The organism is Providencia sp. PROV175, assembly GCF_032707045.1.
Classification (GTDB): domain Bacteria; phylum Pseudomonadota; class Gammaproteobacteria; order Enterobacterales; family Enterobacteriaceae; genus Providencia; species Providencia hangzhouensis.
In genome coordinates this window covers 1,508,688-1,529,118 of sequence record NZ_CP120533.1, presented here as the reverse complement: position 1 = coordinate 1,529,118, position 20,431 = coordinate 1,508,688, and the positions used below count along the sequence as shown (strand labels likewise).

15 protein-coding genes and 1 pseudogene are annotated in these 20,431 nt (G+C 39.5%); 7 read left to right on the top strand and 9 right to left on the bottom strand.

Annotation, left to right across the window (positions count from 1 at the left end; translation table 11 throughout):
- Positions 1-93: 93 nt before the first annotated feature.
- Positions 94-1,710, bottom strand: a pseudogene (prpR, locus tag P3L44_RS06605) (propionate catabolism operon regulatory protein PrpR).
- A gap of 245 nt (positions 1,711-1,955) precedes the next feature.
- Between prpR and prpB the strand changes: the two are divergent.
- The 3 genes from prpB to P3L44_RS06590 all read left to right on the top strand — a co-directional run bounded on the left by prpB (position 1,956) and on the right by P3L44_RS06590 (position 5,534).
- On the top strand, positions 1,956-2,843 hold the full coding sequence (prpB, locus tag P3L44_RS06600) for a methylisocitrate lyase (protein ID WP_140170967.1): 888 nt from the start codon (positions 1,956-1,958) through the stop codon (positions 2,841-2,843).
- Between the two features lie 61 nt (positions 2,844-2,904).
- Entirely contained in the window at positions 2,905-4,068 is a 1,164-nt protein-coding gene (gene prpC / locus P3L44_RS06595) for a 2-methylcitrate synthase (protein WP_094962084.1), read from the top strand.
- Between the two features lie 11 nt (positions 4,069-4,079).
- Complete coding sequence (locus P3L44_RS06590; protein ID WP_140170970.1) at positions 4,080-5,534, top strand: bifunctional 2-methylcitrate dehydratase/aconitate hydratase; 1,455 nt, start codon at positions 4,080-4,082, stop codon at positions 5,532-5,534.
- A gap of 85 nt (positions 5,535-5,619) precedes the next feature.
- Here the strand turns inward: P3L44_RS06590 and P3L44_RS06585 are convergent, their stop codons facing one another.
- Both P3L44_RS06585 and P3L44_RS06580 read right to left on the bottom strand, forming a co-directional pair.
- Positions 5,620-6,660 (bottom strand): galactose-1-epimerase, encoded by a 1,041-nt coding sequence (locus P3L44_RS06585; RefSeq protein WP_272662621.1) that lies wholly within the window; start codon positions 6,658-6,660, stop codon positions 5,620-5,622.
- Between the two features lie 234 nt (positions 6,661-6,894).
- Complete coding sequence (locus P3L44_RS06580; RefSeq protein ID WP_004261765.1) at positions 6,895-7,824, bottom strand: cation diffusion facilitator family transporter; 930 nt, start codon at positions 7,822-7,824, stop codon at positions 6,895-6,897.
- A 299-nt stretch (positions 7,825-8,123) separates the two neighbouring features.
- Here P3L44_RS06580 and P3L44_RS06575 point away from each other — a divergent pair, with 299 nt between their 5' ends.
- Positions 8,124-8,561 (top strand): universal stress protein, encoded by a 438-nt coding sequence (locus P3L44_RS06575; RefSeq protein ID WP_004261767.1) that lies wholly within the window; start codon positions 8,124-8,126, stop codon positions 8,559-8,561.
- Between the two features lie 48 nt (positions 8,562-8,609).
- On the opposite strand, the gene eco is transcribed toward P3L44_RS06575, so the two are convergent.
- Positions 8,610-9,086, bottom strand: coding sequence for a serine protease inhibitor ecotin (gene eco, locus P3L44_RS06570; RefSeq protein ID WP_094962081.1), 477 nt, complete (start codon positions 9,084-9,086; stop codon positions 8,610-8,612).
- A gap of 267 nt (positions 9,087-9,353) precedes the next feature.
- Here eco and P3L44_RS06565 point away from each other — a divergent pair, with 267 nt between their 5' ends.
- The 3 genes from P3L44_RS06565 (at position 9,354) to P3L44_RS06555 (ending at position 11,755) form a co-directional block, all read left to right on the top strand.
- The gene (locus P3L44_RS06565) at positions 9,354-9,566 is read left to right on the top strand and encodes a DUF465 domain-containing protein (protein ID WP_004261774.1); all 213 of its coding nucleotides are present in this window, start codon (positions 9,354-9,356) and stop codon (positions 9,564-9,566) included.
- A gap of 275 nt (positions 9,567-9,841) precedes the next feature.
- Positions 9,842-10,204 carry a nitrous oxide-stimulated promoter family protein gene (locus P3L44_RS06560; protein WP_096863321.1) on the top strand — a complete coding sequence of 121 codons (363 nt, stop codon included), beginning with the start codon at positions 9,842-9,844 and terminating at the stop codon, positions 10,202-10,204.
- A gap of 732 nt (positions 10,205-10,936) precedes the next feature.
- On the top strand, positions 10,937-11,755 hold the full coding sequence (locus P3L44_RS06555; RefSeq protein ID WP_140170973.1) for a helix-turn-helix transcriptional regulator: 819 nt from the start codon (positions 10,937-10,939) through the stop codon (positions 11,753-11,755).
- 250 nt (positions 11,756-12,005) lie between these two features.
- Here P3L44_RS06555 and P3L44_RS06550 read toward each other — a convergent pair whose 3' ends face one another.
- The 5 genes from P3L44_RS06550 to lysS all read right to left on the bottom strand — a co-directional run bounded on the left by P3L44_RS06550 (position 12,006) and on the right by lysS (position 20,429).
- The gene (locus tag P3L44_RS06550) at positions 12,006-15,038 is read right to left on the bottom strand and encodes a hypothetical protein (RefSeq protein ID WP_316928271.1); all 3,033 of its coding nucleotides are present in this window, start codon (positions 15,036-15,038) and stop codon (positions 12,006-12,008) included.
- The gene (locus tag P3L44_RS06545) at positions 14,981-15,328 is read right to left on the bottom strand and encodes a hypothetical protein (RefSeq protein WP_316928270.1); all 348 of its coding nucleotides are present in this window, start codon (positions 15,326-15,328) and stop codon (positions 14,981-14,983) included. The genes P3L44_RS06550 and P3L44_RS06545 overlap by 58 nt, the downstream gene beginning before the upstream one ends.
- A 16-nt stretch (positions 15,329-15,344) precedes the next feature.
- Entirely contained in the window at positions 15,345-17,489 is a 2,145-nt protein-coding gene (locus tag P3L44_RS06540; protein WP_316928269.1) for a hypothetical protein, read from the bottom strand.
- A gap of 20 nt (positions 17,490-17,509) precedes the next feature.
- Entirely contained in the window at positions 17,510-18,064 is a 555-nt protein-coding gene (locus P3L44_RS06535; protein WP_096863165.1) for a hypothetical protein, read from the bottom strand.
- An 847-nt stretch (positions 18,065-18,911) separates the two neighbouring features.
- Entirely contained in the window at positions 18,912-20,429 is a 1,518-nt protein-coding gene (gene lysS, locus P3L44_RS06530; protein ID WP_004261800.1) for a lysine--tRNA ligase, read from the bottom strand.
- Positions 20,430-20,431 lie beyond the last annotated feature (2 nt).

The window sequence follows — 20,431 nt, the reverse complement described above, 5'->3', positions numbered from 1 at the left end:
ATGAATAAAAACAACCTAATTATCTCCTTTATGGCACTCTCACTAATCCATTACCTTTTAATCAACCCCCCCTGAATGAATACAAATTAATTATTATTTAGTATCATGATTTACCTGATTTGCTTTCTCTAATAAAGAAAGACGTCGCCACAGGGTTGTTCTGCTAATACCTAAGTGCTGAGCTACGGCTTTACGATCACCACCAAACCTATTCATCACGTCAGTAAGCGGTTCCTTACTTTTATCGATAACAACCTCATGGCTTGTTGCATCCCATTTGCGCTCAGGAGATAGACTCGCCAACATTTCCTCACTAATGGCCTTTTCGGGGTATGCGCTGCAATAAAGTGCAACTCGCTCCATTAAGTTTCTGAGTTCTCGCACATTACCGGGCCATGAATACTCAACAAAAAAGCATTTACACGCAATTAACTGCTGTACACGAAAAGAAGGCAACGGCAGCATTAAGCCTGCAAAGGCTAACTTAAGTAACCGCTCCGCTAATACAAAAATATCATCGCCACGTTCATTGAGTGCTGGAACTCGCATTCTCAATACCCCGAGCCGATAAAATAGATCGGCACGAAAATGCCCTTCTCTTACCCAACGGTCTAAATCGCAATGAGTCGCACAAATGACTCGTACATTGACTTTTAACGGTTTATACCCCCCAACACGCACGACAGAACGCTCTTCGAGTACTCGTAATAATTTTGTTTGTAATGCAATCGGCATTTCACCAATTTCATCTAAGAACAGTGTTCCCCCATTCGCCAGTTCAAATAGCCCTGCTCGGCCACCCCGGCGAGAGCCAGTAAAGGCTCCTTCTTCATAGCCAAATAATTCGGCTTCTAATAATGTTTCAGGTATTGCTCCGCAGTTTACGGCCACAAAAGGCATTTGTTGTTTACTTCGCTTATGTTGATTAAATAAGGTATATTCGTGATGAATGGCTTGTGCCACCATCTCTTTCCCTGTTCCACTCGCACCTTGAACCAATACTGTTGCATCAGAACGTGCGTACAACATAATAGTTTGCCTAACACGTTCCATCGGTAATGACGAACCAATCAGGTCATTAATGGTATAACGGACTTTTGCGGGATTAGGAGGGAGATATTTGTCTTGCGAATGGTTTTCACGCCTCGACATTCGGCTTAATTCGATAGCGTCTGAGAATGCTTGTCGTATGGTTTGTGTGGAATAGACAAAAACCCCTGTCATCCCCATTTCATCAGCTAAATCCATGATGAGCCCAGCCCCTACAACAACGGAAATTCCCATTGCTTTTAATGCTTTAAGCTGAGATCTTGCATCTTCTGCGGTGACATAACTACGCTGTTCAATTTGCAAACCAAAACGTTGCTGAAATTCATCTAATGAGGAAAGTGTTTTTTTATAATTAATGATCCCGACTTTATCGCTAATCTCTCGGGCTTTGGCCAATGCTTGCATGACATCGAACCCGCTAATTTTCACGATAATAACAGGAACTGAAACATGGCTTTTTAAATAAGCACCATTTGAACCTGCACTAATGATGGCATCACAATGTCCACCCTGTAATCGTTGATGCACGGCCTCTACCGCCTGCTAAAAACCAAGGTTTAGTGGGGTGATTTCCGCTTGTTCACTAAATTCAGGGCTGATATCTCGAAATAGTGTAAATAACCGAGACACTGAAACAGTCCAAATAATCGGTTTTTCCATCATCGCCATACCTTCTTACCATGTTTCATTTATGTTTCAATTGACAATATCTTGTTTCAACGAAACACACCAACCGATTATTTTAAAATTGTTTTTCCCGTCACAAATCAAAAAAAACAATATCAGTTTGATTTTAAACACATTTGCATACCCATGTAATTTAGAGCCAGATTGGCACGTCAATTGCTATATGACTATAGTTATCTCAATTTCATTACAATTAATTAACATCATATGAGGCTATTATGTCGTCATTTAGTGCAGGACAAAAATTTCGTGAGGCTATCAAGCAAGAATCTCCATTGCAGCTCGTTGGAACTATCAATGCCAACCACGCGCTCCTTGCAAAACAAGCTGGCTATAAAGCTATTTACTTATCTGGAGGTGGCGTCGCTGCGGGGTCACTGGGCATGCCGGACTTAGGTATTTCAACGTTAGATGATGTTTTAATTGATATTCGACGCATTACTGATGTATGTGACTTACCACTTATGGTCGATGCCGATATTGGCTTTGGCCCTTCTGCTTTTAATGTCGCCCGCACGGTGAAATCCTTTTGTAAAGCCGGTGCGGCAGGGTTGCATATTGAAGACCAAGTGGGTGCAAAACGTTGTGGCCATCGCCCTAATAAAGAAATTGTTTCGACACAAGAGATGGTCGACCGCATCAAGGCGGCTGTTGATGCACGAACCGATGACAGCTTTGTCATTATGGCTCGAACCGATGCATTAGCGGTCGAAGGCATTGATGCCGCACTGGAACGTGCACAAGTCTACTTAGAAGCCGGTGCGGACATGCTTTTTCCAGAGGCAATTACTGAGCTTTCTATGTATCAACAGTTTACAAGTAATACCTCCGCTCCCGTACTGGCCAATTTAACTGAATTTGGTCAAACCCCTTTATTTACTCTTGATGAACTACGCAGTGTTGACATTGCCATTGCGCTGTATCCACTGTCTGCGTTTCGAGCCATGAATAAAGCCGCTGAACAGGTTTATACAACATTACGCAAAGAGGGCACTCAAAAAAGTGTCATTCCACTTATGCAGACTCGAGAAGAGCTGTATCAAAGTATTCATTATTACGATTATGAACAAAAACTGGATGCGTTATTTTCCAAGAATAAATCCTAATTTTTAAGCACTTATCATTACTAAAAGTTGCATCGCCTCTGTCCCCTACAAGGAATAAATGATGAATGAACAACTTAGTCGTACTGAAACACCTCAATTTAAACCTAAAAAATCCGTTGCACTTTCAGGTATTACTGCCGGAAATACCGCACTTTGTACCGTTGGGCGTAATGGTAATGATCTGCATTATCGCGGGTTTGACATTCACGACTTAGCCACACAATGTGAATTTGAAGAAATCGCGCATTTGCTCATCCATGAAAGGCTGCCGACAGCAACCGAACTCGTTGCATATAAAGAAAAGCTGCAATCTCTTCGGGGGTTACCGGCAAGTGTTAAACAAACGTTAGAATCCATACCCGCGAACGCGCACCCAATGGACGTCATGCGCACAGGCGTATCAATGATGGGCTGCGTGTTACCCGAAAAAGAATCTCACCCTTTTTCCGGTGCTAGGGATATTGCTGATCGCTTATTAGCGTCACTGGGTTCGATGTTGTTGTATTGGTATCACTTTAGCCACCATGGAAGACGTATTGAAACCCAAACTGATGATGATTCAATTGGCGCGCATTTCTTGCATCTATTGCACGGTAAAAAGCCCCCTGCTCAATGGGAAAAATTTATGCATATTGCGGCAATTTTATACGCAGAACATGAATTTAACGCATCGACATTCGCAGCAAGGGTTATTGCGGGAACAGGCACGGATTTTTACTCTGCGATGACAGGTGCAATTGCCGCTTTGCGTGGCCCAAAACACGGGGGGGCAAATGAAGTTTCATTAGAAATTCAGCAACGTTATGCCTCAATGGAGGAAGCAGAACAAGATATTACAGCGCGCGTTAAAAATAGTGAGGTTATCATTGGGTTTGGCCACCCCGTTTATACCCTCGCAGACCCCCGCCACCCTATTATCAAGTCTGTCGCTTTACAGTTATCAGAACAGAGCCTAAATCGACATCTTTATACCGTTGCGGATCGAATTGAATCCGTAATGAAACGTGAAAAAAACATGTTTCCAAATTTAGATTGGTTTTCTGCTGTGGCCTATCACCTTATGGGCATTCCCACCGCCATGTTTACCCCATTATTTGTTATGGCACGTACCGCTGGCTGGTCAGCACATATTATTGAGCAACGACAAGATAATAAAATTATTCGTCCTTCAGCCAACTATATTGGTCCTGAAAATCAATTATTTACTCCTATAGAACAGCGTTAAAAGGTAACCTAATGACAACACAAACCGTGCGTTCGCAACAAATTGAATTTGATAAAGTGATCAGCGATATTGTTGATTATGTAATGGATTACCCAATTATTTCTGACCTCGCCTATGATACGGCTTATCATTGCCTGCTCGATACCCTTGGTTGCGGTATGGAATCCCTTGAATACCCTGCATGTAAAAAATTATTAGGGCCAATCATTCCAGGTACGATTGTGCCAAATGGCACAAAAATCCCAGGCACCCAATTTCAATTAGACCCAGTGCAAGGCGCATTTAATCTTGGCACAATGTGCCGTTGGCTCGACTTTAATGACACTTGGCTGGCTGCCGAATGGGGCCACCCGTCGGATAACCTTGGTGGTATTTTAGCCACTGCAGATTGGCTTTCTCGTGAAAATATTGCGAAAGGCAAGCCCCCGCTAGTTATTAAAGATGTTTTGACTGCATTAATTAAAGCGCATGAAATTCAAGGCTGCATCGCACTAGAAAATGCCTTTAACCAAGTCGGGCTCGACCATGTTATTTTAGTCAAAGTGGCATCAACTGCGGTTGTTTCTCATCTATTGGGGCTGGAAAGAGAACAAATTCTCAATGCTGTTTCCCAAGCGTGGATTGATGGCCACAGCTTACGTACCTACCGCCATAGCCCCAATACAGGGTCTCGCAAGTCATGGGCGGCAGGTGACGCCACCTCCCGTGCTGTACGGCTGGCTTTAATGGCTCAAAAAGGGGAAATGGGCTATCCAACGGCGCTAACGGCTAAAACCTGGGGCTTCTACGATGTTTTATTTAATGGACAACCCCTGCGTTTTCAACGCCCTTATGGCTCCTATGTTATGGAAAATGTGTTGTTTAAGATTTCTTTCCCTGCTGAGTTTCATTCCCAAACAGCAGTAGAGGCAGCGTTACAACTCCATCAAACCCTCGAAAAATCAGGAAAAACGGCTCAAGATATTGAGTCTATTGCCATACGCACTCATGAAGCTTGTATTCGTATCATTGATAAAAAAGGCCCATTACATAACCCAGCAGATCGTGACCATTGCATTCAATATATGGTCGCTATCCCATTAATTTTTGGTCGTTTAACGGCTGCTGATTATGAAGATAATATTGCCAAAGATGAGCGTATTGATGCATTACGTGCAAAAATGCATTGCACTGAAGATGCACAGTTTACCCGAGACTATCATGACCCTGAAAAACGTTCGATTAGCAATGGGTTAACCATTACATTGAAGGATGGACAAGTGCTTGATGAAGTTGTTATCGAATATCCTGTTGGCCATAAACGCCGCCGTAAAGAAGGGATGCCATTGTTATTAAATAAATTTAAAATTAATCTAGCAAGGCAATTCCCAGAGGCTCAACAAATTCGAATTCTAAAAGCCTCTCTCGATAAACCAATGCTAGAAAAAATGCCCGTCAATGAATATATGGATCTATTCGTTATTTAAGACTAAGGAAATTATTAACTGGCGAGCATTAACTGGCGAGTAATTCAGCGCCTTAATATAGAGGCGCTGAATATTCACTATTGTATTAGAAAACAAATTGGTAACGCGTTTGGTTTTGGTACATTTGTTGAGGAAATGCAATCGAACTGTATTGTTCTCCCCACTCAGGGTGATTGATTGCATCCGCTGGAAACTGAGTTGCTATCACTACCCCTGAATAAGGGACATACGTTCGTGTTTTCCCCGACGTTGCAAGCAGGTTATTTCCACTGTACACATGTAATGCAGACTGCGTGGTTGCGATATTTAGCCGCACATCACCACTTGGTGCCCTGAGGGTTGCTACCGTTTGCAGACCATCAGTTAATGTATTGTTTAATATAAACGTATGGTCATACCCCCCAACTCGACGTTGGTCATCATCTTGTAAGAAATCTCGGCCAATCCGTTTACTTTGGCGAAAATCAAAATTTGTATCTGCAACGTTATACCACTCTCCCGTTGGGATACCGTCCATATCTGTCGGCAAATATTGGTCTGCATCAATATATAAATCATGCTCCAAAGCCGTTCTGACCGAGTCCTCCCCCGCTAAGTTAAAGTAGATGTGATTCGCAAGGTTAACAGGGCAAGCTTCTGTCGATTGATAAGTATGGTGAATAACGACTTGATTATCTTCTGTGAGTTCATAGCTCACTTCAACGTCTAACTGCCCCGGAAAGCCTTGATCACCAACAGGCGACGTCAAAGAAAAAACAGCTTTTTGAGGTGTTGGTTGAAAAATACCCCATATGCGATGGCTAAAACTATGTTTTCCACCATTCAAGCAATGTACACCTTGGTTATTCGAAAGTTGATAATGCTGTTCATTTAGCGTGAATTGTGAATTGTTTATGCGGTTAGCAACTCGCCCAACGATTGAACCAAGGTATACCCCCTGTTCCATCTGTTTAGCCATATTGGGTGAACCTAAAACAACATCTCGTTTTCCTGTTACTAGCGGAAGTATACAGCTAACCCAACTAGCTCCTAGGCTACTGAGAATAACCTTCATACCATTTTGATTAGTAAGGGCAATAACCTTTGGGGCGCGAAATGTCTGACATTGTTCTTGAGTTAACCGCATTTTTTCCTCAATCATTCAATAATCACTATAGAGAGCATTTTTTGGGGTTTGCTACATTTGCCCTATATTTTGAAACAAATACCTTATTGTGCCATCTTGAAACTGCTTATTAATTTTCGCCTTGTTATCAATCAGGTGCAATAATTAATGTGTTGATTTTACATAATAGCTTGCAATAAAAAACCGAGCCACTTTAAAGCTCGGTTTTTATCGAAAAATAAAATAAATGTATGATTAATGCTTAGCGTCTTTGTCATACGGGTCAAGGTGGGTCATAACATCCAAAATTAATGGGTTTTCCATCAATTTTTTACGCACATTTACCGCAATTTCATGGCCAACAGTAATACTCATATTTCCATCAAGCTCTAAATGCACATCCACCAATAAAAAGTCACCCGATTTACGTGTTTTTAAATCATGGTATCCCGATAACTCACTAATATTATCCAAAACAGAACGGATTTCCTGCAAAGTTTCTTCGTCTGCGCCTTTATCCATTAAATCTTGCATGGATTGATTGGTGAATTTAAACCCCATCCGAAAAACAAATGTCCCTACAATCAACGCGGCCAGTGGGTCAAAAATTTTAAACCCACACAGGCTACCAACAATACCAATGGCCACCACTAGGGAGGAAGCAGCATCGGAACGAGCATGCCATGCATTCGCCACTAACATACTGGAGTTTACTTTTTTCGCGACATGCAACATATAGCGAAACAGCCCCTCTTTTGCGACTAAAGCAATCAGTGCAACAATCAATGCAATTGAGTGAACTTCAGGAATTAACTCAGGTTTCAGTAATTTTTCAATCGCTGACCAAACCATTCCCACGCCCACAATTAATAAAATAATACCTAATATTAATGAAGCGCCATTTTCATAACGAAAATGACCATATGGATGGTCTTCATCTGGCTTCTTGTGGCTTTTCTTATTGGCTATCAACACCACAAAATCAGCGACCAAATCCGATAATGTATGAATACCGTCAGCGACTAACCCGGATGAATGAGAAAAAATACCAACAATTATCTGCCAAATCGATAAGAAAATATTTACGACAACACTGACTAAGGTACTTTTTTTTGCGGCTTTAAATTTTATTTGTTGGATTTCAAAATCACTTTTTTTCTGTGTTGAAGCATTATTCATAGTCATAAAATAGGTTCTTTAATGAAAAACAAAACAATTATCATTCAAATAACACATTTAAATCAATTAGTTAAGCAAGTTACTGCGATCTTCGCATATATTTTATTAAAAGTCTCTGTGTGATTTGTAAATAACACTGAGAGTTGATAATAATTATTCTTTCTTTTCAAAGAAGAAGCTATGTCATTTTTAGATTATCGCTATAAATGCGCACGTTATAGCATTTATTACTTTTCATTTAACTTATAGTATATTGTAGATAACCTTTTGTAATTAATTTTAAATAATACGAAAATGAGGTAGCTATGTATAAAAAAATCCTAGTCCCTATTGATTTGTTAGAAGATGAATTAAACCAAGAGATCATCAAACACGTTGAGGCACTAGCGCAACTAAGCTCAGCTGAAATTCATTTTCTATCCGTTATTCCGAGCCTTGAGTTATTTTTTGGTATTGAAATTGCCGCATTACCAGAAAGCAACAAAGATTCTGCGGAACGCTCAATCCTTGCAATGCGTGCGTTAGAAGAAGTCATTAAAGATATCAAAGTTGCTGATGAACGGATTAACTGCAAAATTGGTATTGGTTCAGCTAAAGATGAAATCTTAGATTATGCGCAAGAAATTAGCGCAGACCTCATTGTTGTAGGCTCCCATCACCCAAGCACTTCAACCTATTTATTAGGTTCAACAGCCTCTGCAATCGTGCGCCATGCGAAAACATCTGTCTTCGTTATTCGCTAAATTGGTTTCTATAAAAAATGCCGCTAAATGCGGCATTTTCTTTAATATTTATTTTGTAACTGAATCAATTAATTTATCGTCTGTAGACCAGATACGATATTTTACTTGCATATCTTTCGGAGCATAAACCACAATCGGTAATTTGCTGTTATAACGCACAAATGCATCATCGCCTAATTGAGTCGTCACAAAACGGTCTTTTGCAGGCTCAGAGCATCCCATCATAGTGGATGCCGGGCCTTTTACTTCGTCGAGTTTATAATAATCATAGCCCCAGCCTTCCAACGTCTTTCTGTCTAGGTCACCCATAAACCATTGGCGGTTACAATCTGCTTTGATCGTTTTTCCAATAACTAACTCAACCATAAAGTCATTTTCATTTTGTTGCTTGGTTAATTCAATCACATGACGAGTCATACCCGATTCTGCTTTTGGGTATGGCGCGATCTTTTCCAAATCTTCCGTTGCTACTGCACAAGATGAAATTAGTGCCGCCGCCATTACAGATAAAATCGCTTTTTTCATTATTTATTCCTATTTAAGAACACAAAACTAATTTTTAAAACCAGTCTTTTATCCATGTTAAGTCATTTACACCGTAATTATCACTATAGATGATTCTTAATTACAAAAATATAGATAACTCAGGTAAAAGCCATGTAATACTACTTAATTCTAGTAGAAGGATCATAAAACTAATAAAAATTATGTAAATTACAAGCTATTTGGATGTACAAAATGCATGCACTGTTTATACTGAAACTGAGGCTTAATATATTCTGAGGAGGTAGTATGTTATCAGCAGATCAAGATTTAGTTTCAAAATTAATCTCTACACATCCCCGTTTTCAAACTCTTTATGAAAAACATCATCAACTCGACAAAGAAATCAGCAAATTAGAAGGGCCTTCTGGTGCTGGTTACAATGAGCATGTCGCCAAGCTAAAAAAAGAAAAATTACATCTTAAAGATGAAATGCAAAAAATAATGCTCTCGAGTCAATAGGTTATCACGATAATAGTATTAGTTGTTTTTCTCACATAATGAAATTCAAAAACTGGGCTAACATCCTAAAAGATAATGATATTCTATCGATCATTTAACGTTAGCTAGTGTTGTTTCACACTAATATAAGAGGGTATTTTTTATTACCCTCTTTTTATTACGCCGAATAACTCACCAGTTTATTGAGTCCCATCAATAAAAATACAAAAAAATTATCATAAACCAACTATAAATTGTATATTAAATATATGTTTTGTTTTTATAGAGAATTTTCTATGGTTGGCAAACGCATACACCGTGAAATTAAAACGATTGAAAAAATGATAAAAATCTATGAGAAAGCCTATCCAGCACCAGCAGAATCACCTGATTTTTATCAAAAACTATTTTCCTATGCCGTTAATAGATTAGAAAAATGCCGATATGGAGAAGAAAAACCAGCATGTAAACAATGTCCAATCCATTGTTACCAACCCAAAATGAGAGAGCAGATGAAGCTAGTTATGCGCTGGGCTGGCCCGAAGATGTTAATCCATCACCCAATTCTCGCTATACGTCATTTACTTGATGATCGTAAACCAGTCCCTGATTTACCAGCTAAAGTAAACAAGCGAGCAACTCAGAAACAAGAGCCATAATTAGTGAGCCTATAGCTCAAGCTTAACCCTCTATTTAAAGCAAAGTACAACATGAGGAGAAATAATAAAGCACAAAGATGTTGAAAAATGGCGAGCAATAAGTAGTAACGCTAAAGAACTATTTATAAAAATATATATTTAAAATACCTATTAAAGCAATCATAGAAACCTATCAATTAAAAAACGAGACTCAAGTCACAAATAAATAGCAATCCCCCCACATCTTAATAAATTAAATAAATCATATCGATTTAAAAAATAAATAAATTAGATTAATAACCATTAATTACATTAGCAAAATTAATAAATGATAGTTTTGCCGAAATCTATAATCATCATTAGCATAGCTAAAATTTATATTACTATGCTAAAAATGATAAGTAAGAAGAAAGTAGAAAAAAAACACGGTTTAGGTGTAAAAAACGATAACATATTAACATACGACTAATTTTACCAATTCAGATTAAAAATCCAAACTAATTAAAATTATAAGTGTAATAATTAAATTACCCCACTAATTACACGAAAAATACCGATTAATTCGCACTAATAGCTCGGAAAAAGTATATTTAGAAACATTTATTTATATTTAGAATTATAATGTGACACAAAATTAATCGATTTATATAATTTCAATCATACTAATAACATCCATGCTTTATATCACCAGATAGGAATAGTTGAATATTTTATTTTGAATTTATATTTAAATACGATTAAAAAGGTATAGTCATGCAAGCAATAAACTCACCAAATCGACACTTCATTAAACAGATAAACATTGATAGTAACGCGGCCCATAACATTATTGACCTAGAAACTAAAGGGCTTTTAATTATAGAACAAGGCTCTGTGTTACTAGAAACCCCAGCTAACTCACAATCTTTAAATGAAGGCGATATCTTATATCACAAACAGGGAGCTTACTCACTACAGCTCACTGAAACAACAAGTTGCAAATTACTTTGGATATCCTTGGATGATAACTTTTTGCGTAGTTTCATCGCCAATCATGGCACTGAGTTAAGCGAAATAGACCGCAATGAAGGTTTACCCTGTGATATCATTAAATTTAATTCATCCCCTCTCATTGAAGAAATCAAATCAAGCTTAAATACATTTGTTAATAACGAATACCCTGACGTCATTTTCTCACTCCGAGTTAGTGAATTACTGTTATTACTAAGCTACAGTGAACAAGGTGCTTTATTGCTATCTAATTTTAGACAGCTAAGTAGTCGCCAAATAGAACGTCTACAAATGTTTATGGAAAATAATTATCTTAAAGAGTGGAAATTAAGTGAGTTCGCACGTACTTTTGGTATGGGATTAACAACATTTAAAGAACTGTTCAATAGCGTTTATGCAACGTCACCACGCGCATGGATAAGTGAAAAACGTATTATGTATGCACACCAGTTATTAATTAATACTACAATGAGTATTGTAGAGGTTTCTATGGAAGCAGGCTTTTCAAGTCAATCTTACTTCACCCAAACTTATCGAAAACGGTTTGGCTACACACCGAGTCGGTCAAGAATAGCAGCTTAACCGCTCAGTAAGACTCTAACTCATGCCCTGTCAGTTATAGAAGTTTAATCTTCACTATAATCTGGCAGAAAGGCAAACATCAAATCCTTCCTTTAAATATTCACATTCACTTCTTATACTTCTTATACTTCTTATACTCCTTATACTTCTTATACTTCTTATACTTCTTTCAGATTGATACATCACAAAAAAAGGTAATTTGCCTTTCAGTGACAAATTACCTTTAAGATAACCTTAAATAAAAGCTATGCTATTTCGCTTTGATTATTTTTAAATCAATAATTGACATGGAGTTTGGTGGTACCTCACCTGGTATGCCTTCAACGCCATACCCACCTTCAGGTTTAATATAGACTTTAACCATTCCCCCTTCCCCTGCTCGTTCGACAAAGGAGTTTAATGGTGCAGGTAACTGATTATAAGGTAATGTGACAGGGTTTTGATCGGTATACAACACCGTAACCTTACCGTCAGTTAATTGCTCTCTCATAATAAAAGTCACGTCTTTATTTTTCACGTCTTTTATCGGTGAGCCAACTTGAATGATTTTATAGTAAGTATTGCTATCGAGCTTACTGTATTTTTGAGCGGTAATTTGCTCAATAATTTTTTGGTTTTTCTTCGCATTTTCTGCAGCAATCACTTTTGCATCTTTGCTAGGAGGAATTCGCCCAGCCAGACCAGTACTCGATTTCGAACCACCTCTTGCTTTTAATGCATCATTTTCATTTTGTAATTGAGTTATCTGTCGATTTAACGCCATAATTTGTGATTTTAAAGCTTCATCACTCGAAATGGATTTACTTGAATCCAATTCCGTTTGTAGTTTTTTCAATTTCTCTTGTGCTAATGCCAACTCTTTTTGAGAGTTCGCTTTTAAATCACCAAGAAGTTTATTCGTGTCTGTCAGTTTTTGCTCAATTTCAGACTGTTTCTTTGTTTTAGCCGCAATATCACTTTCAAGTTTGCTGATTTTGTCTTCTTGAGCCTTAGTCTGCTTAGTAAATTGCTGGTTTTGCTGGTCAAGTTTTTTCTTCTCACTTTCTTGGGCAGCAAGAGCGTCACTAATTGATTTTTTCTCAGATTCTAACTTGGCAATAGCGCTTTCTTTTTCTTTCAATAATGTAACTTGTTTATTTAAGTCCGCAGTTAATGCTTTAACTTGCTTGTCACTTGCTTGACCTACTAGCGCTGTTTGTTTTTCAACATCTTTTTGTAATTTCAGCAGTTCTGCATTAGCCTGTTCCAATTGTTTTTGAGCATTAACAAAATTTTGTTCATTTTGTTTTAAGTTTTCTTGCAATTGTTGCTGTTGCTTTTGGCTCTCAACATATTGTTTTGATAAAACATTCTGTGCTGCTTGCTGCTCAGCCAACTGTTTTTTTGCTGTTGCTAATTCAGACTCTAACGTAATTTTTTGTGCTAATTTGGCAGTTTGCTCTGCTAAAGATGCTTGGATCTTATCTGCTTGCTGCGCTTTCTGTTTCAGTTGCGTAACAAGCTGCTGGTTTTTCTCCGCTAACGCTTTTGCATCTGCTTGCTGTTTGGCGAGCGCCTCACGAGTTACTTTACTTTCCGTTTCAGCTTTCTTCAACCCGTCTTCTTTTTGCTTCAGCAAAGCGAGTTGTTTGTTTAAATCTGCCGTCAGCGCTTTAATCTGTTGGTCGCTGGCTTGATTCATTAAAGCTGTTTTTGTTTCAACTTCATTCTTCAGCTTCTGCAAATCCGTGTTCGCTTGTTTCAGTTGCGCCTGTGCCGTAACGTAATTTTGCTCTTGTTGGCGGAGTTTCGCCTGCAACTCGGCTTGCTGTTTTTCACTGTTCGCAAACTGTTTGGACAACGCATTTTGTGCCGTTTGGTGCTCGGTTAACTGTTTTTTCGCCTCAGCCAGTTCAGCTTCTAACGCCACCTTCTCGGCAGCCTTCGCCGTCTGCTCGGCTAAGGACGCTTGAATTTTTTCCGCTTGTTGCGCTTTTTGTTGCAATTCGGCAGCAAGCTGCTGGTTTTTCTCCGCTAGCGCTTTTGCCTCCGCTTGCTGTTTGGCGAGCGCCTCACGAGTTACTTTACTTTCCGTTTCAGCTTTCTTCAACCCGTCTTCTTTTTGCTTCAGCAAAGCGAGTTGTTTGTTTAAATCTGCCGTCAGCGCTTTAATCTGTTGGTCGCTGGCTTGATTCATTAAAGCTGTTTTTGTTTCAACTTCATTCTTCAGCTTCTGCAAATCCGTGTTCGCTTGTTTCAGTTGCGCCTGTGCCGTAACGTAATTTTGCTCTTGTTGGCGGAGTTTCGCCTGCAACTCGGCTTGCTGTTTTTCACTGTTCGCAAACTGTTTGGACAACGCATTTTGTGCCGTTTGGTGCTCGGTTAACTGTTTTTTCGCCTCAGCCAGTTCAGCTTCTAACGCCACCTTCTCGGCAGCCTTCGCCGTCTGCTCGGCTAAGGACGCTTGAATTTTTTCCGCTTGTTGCGCTTTTTGTTGCAATTCGGCAGCAAGCTGCTGGTTTTTCTCCGCTAGCGCTTTTGCCTCCGCTTGCTGTTTGGCGAGCGCCTCACGGGTGGTTTGGCTCTCCATTTCAGCTTTCTTCAACCCGTCTTCTTTTTGCTTCAACAAAGCGAGTTGTTTGTTTAAATCTGCCGTCAGCGCTTTAATCTGTTGGTCGCTGGCTTGGCTCATCAAGGCGGTCTGTTTTTCCATCTCCCCTTGGAGCTTTTGTAGATCTGCGTTCGCTTGTTTCAGTTGCGCCTGTGCCGTAACGTAATTTTGCTCTTGTTGGCGGAGTTTCGCCTGCAACTCGGCTTGCTGTTTTTCACTGTTCGCAAACTGTTTGGACAACGCATTTTGTGCCGTTTGGTGCTCGGTTAACTGTTTTTTCGCCTCAGCCAGTTCGGCTTCTAACGCCACCTTCTCGGCAGCCTTCGCCGTCTGCTCGGCTAAGGACGCTTGAATTTTTTCCGCTTGTTGTGCTTTTTGTTGCAATTCGGCAGCAAGCTGCTGGTTTTTCTCGGCTAAGGCTTTTGCGTCCGCTTGCTGTTTGGCGAGCGCCTCACGGGTGGTTTGGCTCTCCGTTTCAGCTTTCTTCAACCCGTCTTCTTTTTGCTTCAACAAAGCGAGTTGTTTGTTTAAATCTGCCGTCAGCGCTTTAATCTGTTGGTCGCTGGCTTGGCTCATCAAGGCGGTCTGTTTTTCCATCTCCCCTTGGAGCTTTTGTAGATCTGCGTTCGCTTGTTTCAGTTGCGCCTGTGCCGTAACGTAATTTTGCTCTTGTTGGCGGAGTTTCGCCTGCAACTCGGCTTGCTGTTTTCACTGTTCGCAAACTGTTTGGACAACGCATTTTGTGCCGTTTGGTGCTCGGTTAACTGTTTTTTCGCCTCAGCCAGTTCGGCTTCTAACGCCACCTTCTCGGCAGCCTTCGCCGTCTGCTCGGCTAAGGACGCTTGAATTTTTTCCGCTTGTTGCGCTTTTTGTTGCAATTCGGCAGCAAGCTGCTGGTTTTTCTCCGCTAGCGCTTTTGCCTCCGCTTGCTGTTTGGCGAGCGCCTCACGGGTGGTTTGGCTCTCCATTTCAGCTTTCTTCAACCCGTCTTCTTTTGCTTCAACAAAGCGATTGTTTGTTTAAATCTGCCGTCAGCGCTTTAATCTGTTGGTCGCTGGCTTGGCTCATCAAGGCGGTCTGTTTTTCCATCTCCCCTTGGAGCTTTTGTAGATCTGCGTTCGCTTGTTTCAGTTGCGCCTGTGCCGTAACGTAATTTTGCTCTTGTTGGCGGAGTTTCGCCTGCAACTCGGCTTGCTGTTTTTCACTGTTCGCAAACTGTTTGGACAACGCATTTTGTGCCGTTTGGTGCTCGGTTAACTGTTTTTTCGCCTCAGCCAGTTCGGCTTCTAACGCCACCTTCTCGGCAGCCTTCGCCGTCTGCTCGGCTAAGGACGCTTGAATTTTTTCCGCTTGTTGTGCTTTTTGTTGCAATTCGGCAGCAAGCTGCTGGTTTTTCTCCGCTAGCGCTTTTGCGTCCGCTTGCTGTTTGGCGAGCGCCTCACGGGTGGTTTGGCTCTCCGTTTCAGCTTTCTTCAACCCGTCTTCTTTTTGCTTCAACAAAGCGAGTTGTTTGTTTAAATCTGCCGTCAGCGCTTTAATCTGTTGGTCGCTGGCTTGGCTCATCAAGGCGGTCTGTTTTTCCATCTCCCCTTGGAGCTTTTGTAGATCTGCGTTCGCTTGTTTCAGTTGCGCCTGTGCCGTAACGTAATCGTGCTCTTGCTGGTTGAGTTTCGCCTGCAACTCAGCTTGCTGTTTTTCACTTTGAGCTAACTGTTTTTCTAACGTATTTTGCGTACTTTGATATGAATTCAGCTGTTCCTGGGCAACTTTTAAGGCATTTTCTAATACAACTTTTTGCTCAGCTTGTTCAGTTTTTTCCGCCAAAGAAGCTTGAATGCTTTTCGTTAATTGTTCTTTTTCGACTAACTGGGCTTGTAGTTGCTGGTTTTGTGACTCTAATGATTTACTTTTCTCTTGCTGAGCGACCAAAGAAGATTGGACATCATCTTTTTCACTTTTAGCCGTAGCTAATTCATTTTCTTTCTGTTTTAACAACTCTTTTTGCTGTAAAAGTTCAGCTGTCACTGACTTCATTTGTTCATCAGTATTACCAACAAGTTGCAGTTGATTTTTAGCCTCTGACTCCAATTTTGCAATATCAGCGGTTAATTGCTCAATTTTCAAATTTGCGGTAGCAAATTGTTGTTCTTTCTCTGCTAATTGCTGTTTAAGTTGGGCTTGTTCGACAACACTTTCATTTAATTGTTTCTCAAGCTGGGCAATCGTTTCTTGGGTTTGCTGATTTTCTTGACTTAATTGTTCAAGACTATTTTGCTTTTGCTCAATTGTTTTTTGGGCATCCGCCAATTTAGCCTTTAACGTGTCAATTAAAGACTGATCATCTGATGAATTTACAACCGCCTGTAGCTGGGCTATATGCTCTTTACTCTTCAGAACTTCGTCGTTTAGTTTATCAATCTCAAATTGTTTTTCGGTAATTGTCTGCGTTAATTGCGCGATACTCTTATTATGATTAATAAGTTCAGAAACGAGTTGATCATCATTGAGTAAATGATTATAGGCAATAAGCTGGCCTACTCCTTGAGCAATACCAAACTTATATAGATGTGTTAATTGCTGGCGTTCAATTAATTGCGCCAGTTGCTCAAGATAAGCAGAGGTATTAATACCTGTAGGCTTAGCAAATTTAGATGAATATAAGCCGAGTGGGTCAAGAACCAATTGATACTTTGCAAAATCTTTTGCTAGATAAGCAGGATCCCATTGGTTGCTTTGAAAAAAATAAGGGTAAGACGACAATAAAATAGGCGCTACGCCATTCTCTGTCGCCACCGCACACACTTCAGGAAAAGTCGTTTTTTCTGGCTCTACAGGGTCTGCTTTCGCTACATCTGCTTTCTTCGTTGATGTAGCAGCAGATTTACTTTTCCCTGTAGTTTTGCCTTTAGTTCCTTTATTCGCTGCCGCAGATTTTTGCTTCTCTTTTGGCGCAGGAACGGTAGATAGCGAAGAAAAGATATCATAACCTTGGTTTTGTGTATTAACTGGCAATTGTTGTTTTTGCTCTTGTACTTTGCCTTCTTTTTCCATTTGAAGGTAGGTATCAAAATCATCAATTACATTGTTAAAGCGCTCTGCTTTTGGAGCATGACTAAAAAAAGTCGTAACAAGTGCCAGTGACACACAAAGCCTAAGGTTTATTCTCATAATCCACTAATTTTCTTCAATGTTGATTCGGTAGACAATACTGAGTTATAACGAACTTTTGCACACAACACTTTAGTTTTAGACTCTATTGCCATTTGTAATAGTTCAATTGTGTCAGGGCTAGCAGTCCCTTCAACTTGTCGATATAGACGGTTGATTTCGCTAACTTCTTTAAATGAACCTACTAAGCGATTGTAATCTTTTGGTGATAGTGTTTTGAGCGCGTTTAATTCTTTAACACACGTATTCAAATGAGCAAATGTTTGCTGGTCAGCCCCCGCTTCACCATAAGTTGTAGAAGCAACTGGTGTACGGTTAATTGCGCTGTTTAAAACTTTTTGAGATTCAGGATAAGAGTTATCAACCTGACCTGGATTGGTATCAACAGTCGATTGTGTTACCGGCTGAGCGGTACTTGTATTGACTGTTTGTTTACTTGGAGTATTAGGTGTTGCTGTATTGTATGTGTCTGAACCAAATGTACAACCTGAAAGAAGAGCTGTACCTGCTATAAGCAAAAATGCAACATGAAATTTATTTTTTAAAAACATATGGTTACCTTACCAGCACTTTTCTTCGCTATTATAATGATGTCCAAAAAACTTAGTGTAAGCTAAAAATTAGCTATTTTCTATAAGCCCGAATGTAGAAATAGAGTCATCTCATAAATTTAGATTAACTTAACTTTAGTTTTAAAATTATTTTATTGCTACATTTCTATTAAATTTATGAGCTAATTTTCGCTAGCAGTCCTTATAAAGAGACAAATTAACACCTTTACCGGAATTTTTTATTATTTTATGTCAGATAACGATTAGGTTGCTCGATAAACCTTGCTAACAATTATATACCTTTCAAGTAAATTCTCATTTTAGTTCTACCACCTGTAACAATTGTTAACAAATAAAATGATAACTAACAATAAATACGCCTACTTTTCATTTATCAAGCTGCTGACACACTTTAAACCTGTGACATGGCAATAACCGCCATCATTCAAAATATAGGTAACCTGCTTAATTCAATTCCAAAAACTAACAGCAATTAAAAATTACAAGCAAAATTAGTTAGTTATAAAAAAGTGAATTTATCGGCATTTCAGCTACATAATTTCCAACTACGTAATAAAGCATAGCAGTTATCTGTCGGAATTACTTATATTAAATTGATACGATTCGTAACTCAAATTTATTTTTAATAAAAATATAGCGTTCACATAGCCGTAATCACTCAAAAAACACTATTCAGTGATTTTATTCTATGTTACTCATTTAACGTCTAGTAAATGGTGTTTTATCTTTAACCTAAAATGAAGCATTTGAATAAAACATGAGGAAAGTAATATTGATTGCTTATAAATGTAAATATATGCCCGGAATTAACCGGGCATAATGGCATTTAAGCTTTGCTAGGACGTAAAGCGGGGAATAAAATAACATCGCGAATAGTATGGCTGTTAGTGAATAACATCACCATACGGTCAATACCAATGCCTAAACCTGCTGTTGGCGGTAAACCATGTTCTAATGCGGTGACATAGTCTTCATCATAGAACATTGCTTCGTCATCACCTTCATCTTTTTGACGTACTTGCTCAGCAAAACGCTCAGCTTGATCTTCTGCGTCATTTAATTCCGAGAAACCGTTACCGATTTCACGACCACCAATGAAGAATTCAAAACGGTCGGTAATAAATGGGTTGTCATCATTACGACGCGCTAACGGCGAAACTTCAGCTGGATACTCAGTAATAAATGTTGGCTGAATCAAGTGGCTTTCTGCAACTTCTTCGAAGATTTCACACTGTACGCGGCCTAAGCCCCAGCTCTTTTCAATCTTAATACCGATAGACTGAGCAATTGCCACCGCTTTATCCATATCATCCAAATCAGCAACATTCGTTTCTGGACGATATTTGCAAATAGCTTCTTTCATCGTCATTTTAGTAAATGGCTTACCAAAATCGAACTCTTGTTCACCATACTGAACAACAGTATTACCTAACACTTTTTGTGTCAGTGTACGGAACAAATCTTCTGTCAATGCGATTAGATCACGGTAATCAGCATAAGCCATATAGAGTTCCATCATTGTGAACTCTGGATTATGACGTGGGGATAACCCCTCATTACGGAAGTTACGGTTGATTTCAAATACGCGTTCGAAACCACCTACAACTAAGCGTTTCAGGTATAATTCAGGTGCGATACGTAAGTACATATCGATATCTAATGCATTATGGTGAGTCACAAATGGACGCGCAGAAGCACCACCAGGGATGACCTGCATCATTGGTGTTTCCACTTCCATAAAACCGTAGCTAACCATAAAGTTACGTACTTCAGCTAGGATCTTAGAACGAACAATAAAAGTATGACGAGATTCATCATTCGCAATTAAGTCAAGGTAACGCTGACGATAACGTGTTTCTTGGTCTGATAAACCGTGGAATTTGTCAGGCAATGGACGCAACGCTTTGGTTAATAAACGAACTTCATGACAATGAACAGTTAACTCACCCGTTTTGGTTTTAAATAAACGGCCTTTAGCACCTAAAATATCGCCTAAGTCCCATTTTTTAAACTGTTCGTTATAGATGCCTTCCGCTAAATCATCACGCGATACATAAATTTGAATGCGTCCGCCAACGTCCTGTAACGTTGCAAACGAAGCTTTACCCATAATACGACGAGTCATCATACGGCCAGCAATCGACACTTCAATATTTAGGTCTTCAAGCTCTTCTGAGGTTTTATCATCATATTGCGCATGAATTTTATCGGAAATATCTTCACGACGAAAATCGTTTGGAAATGGAATACCCTTTTCACGCAGTGCCGCTAATTTTTCTTTACGTGCTTTAAGTTCGTTATTCAAATCAGGTGCTTGTTCAACACCTTGTTGTTCCTGAGACATTT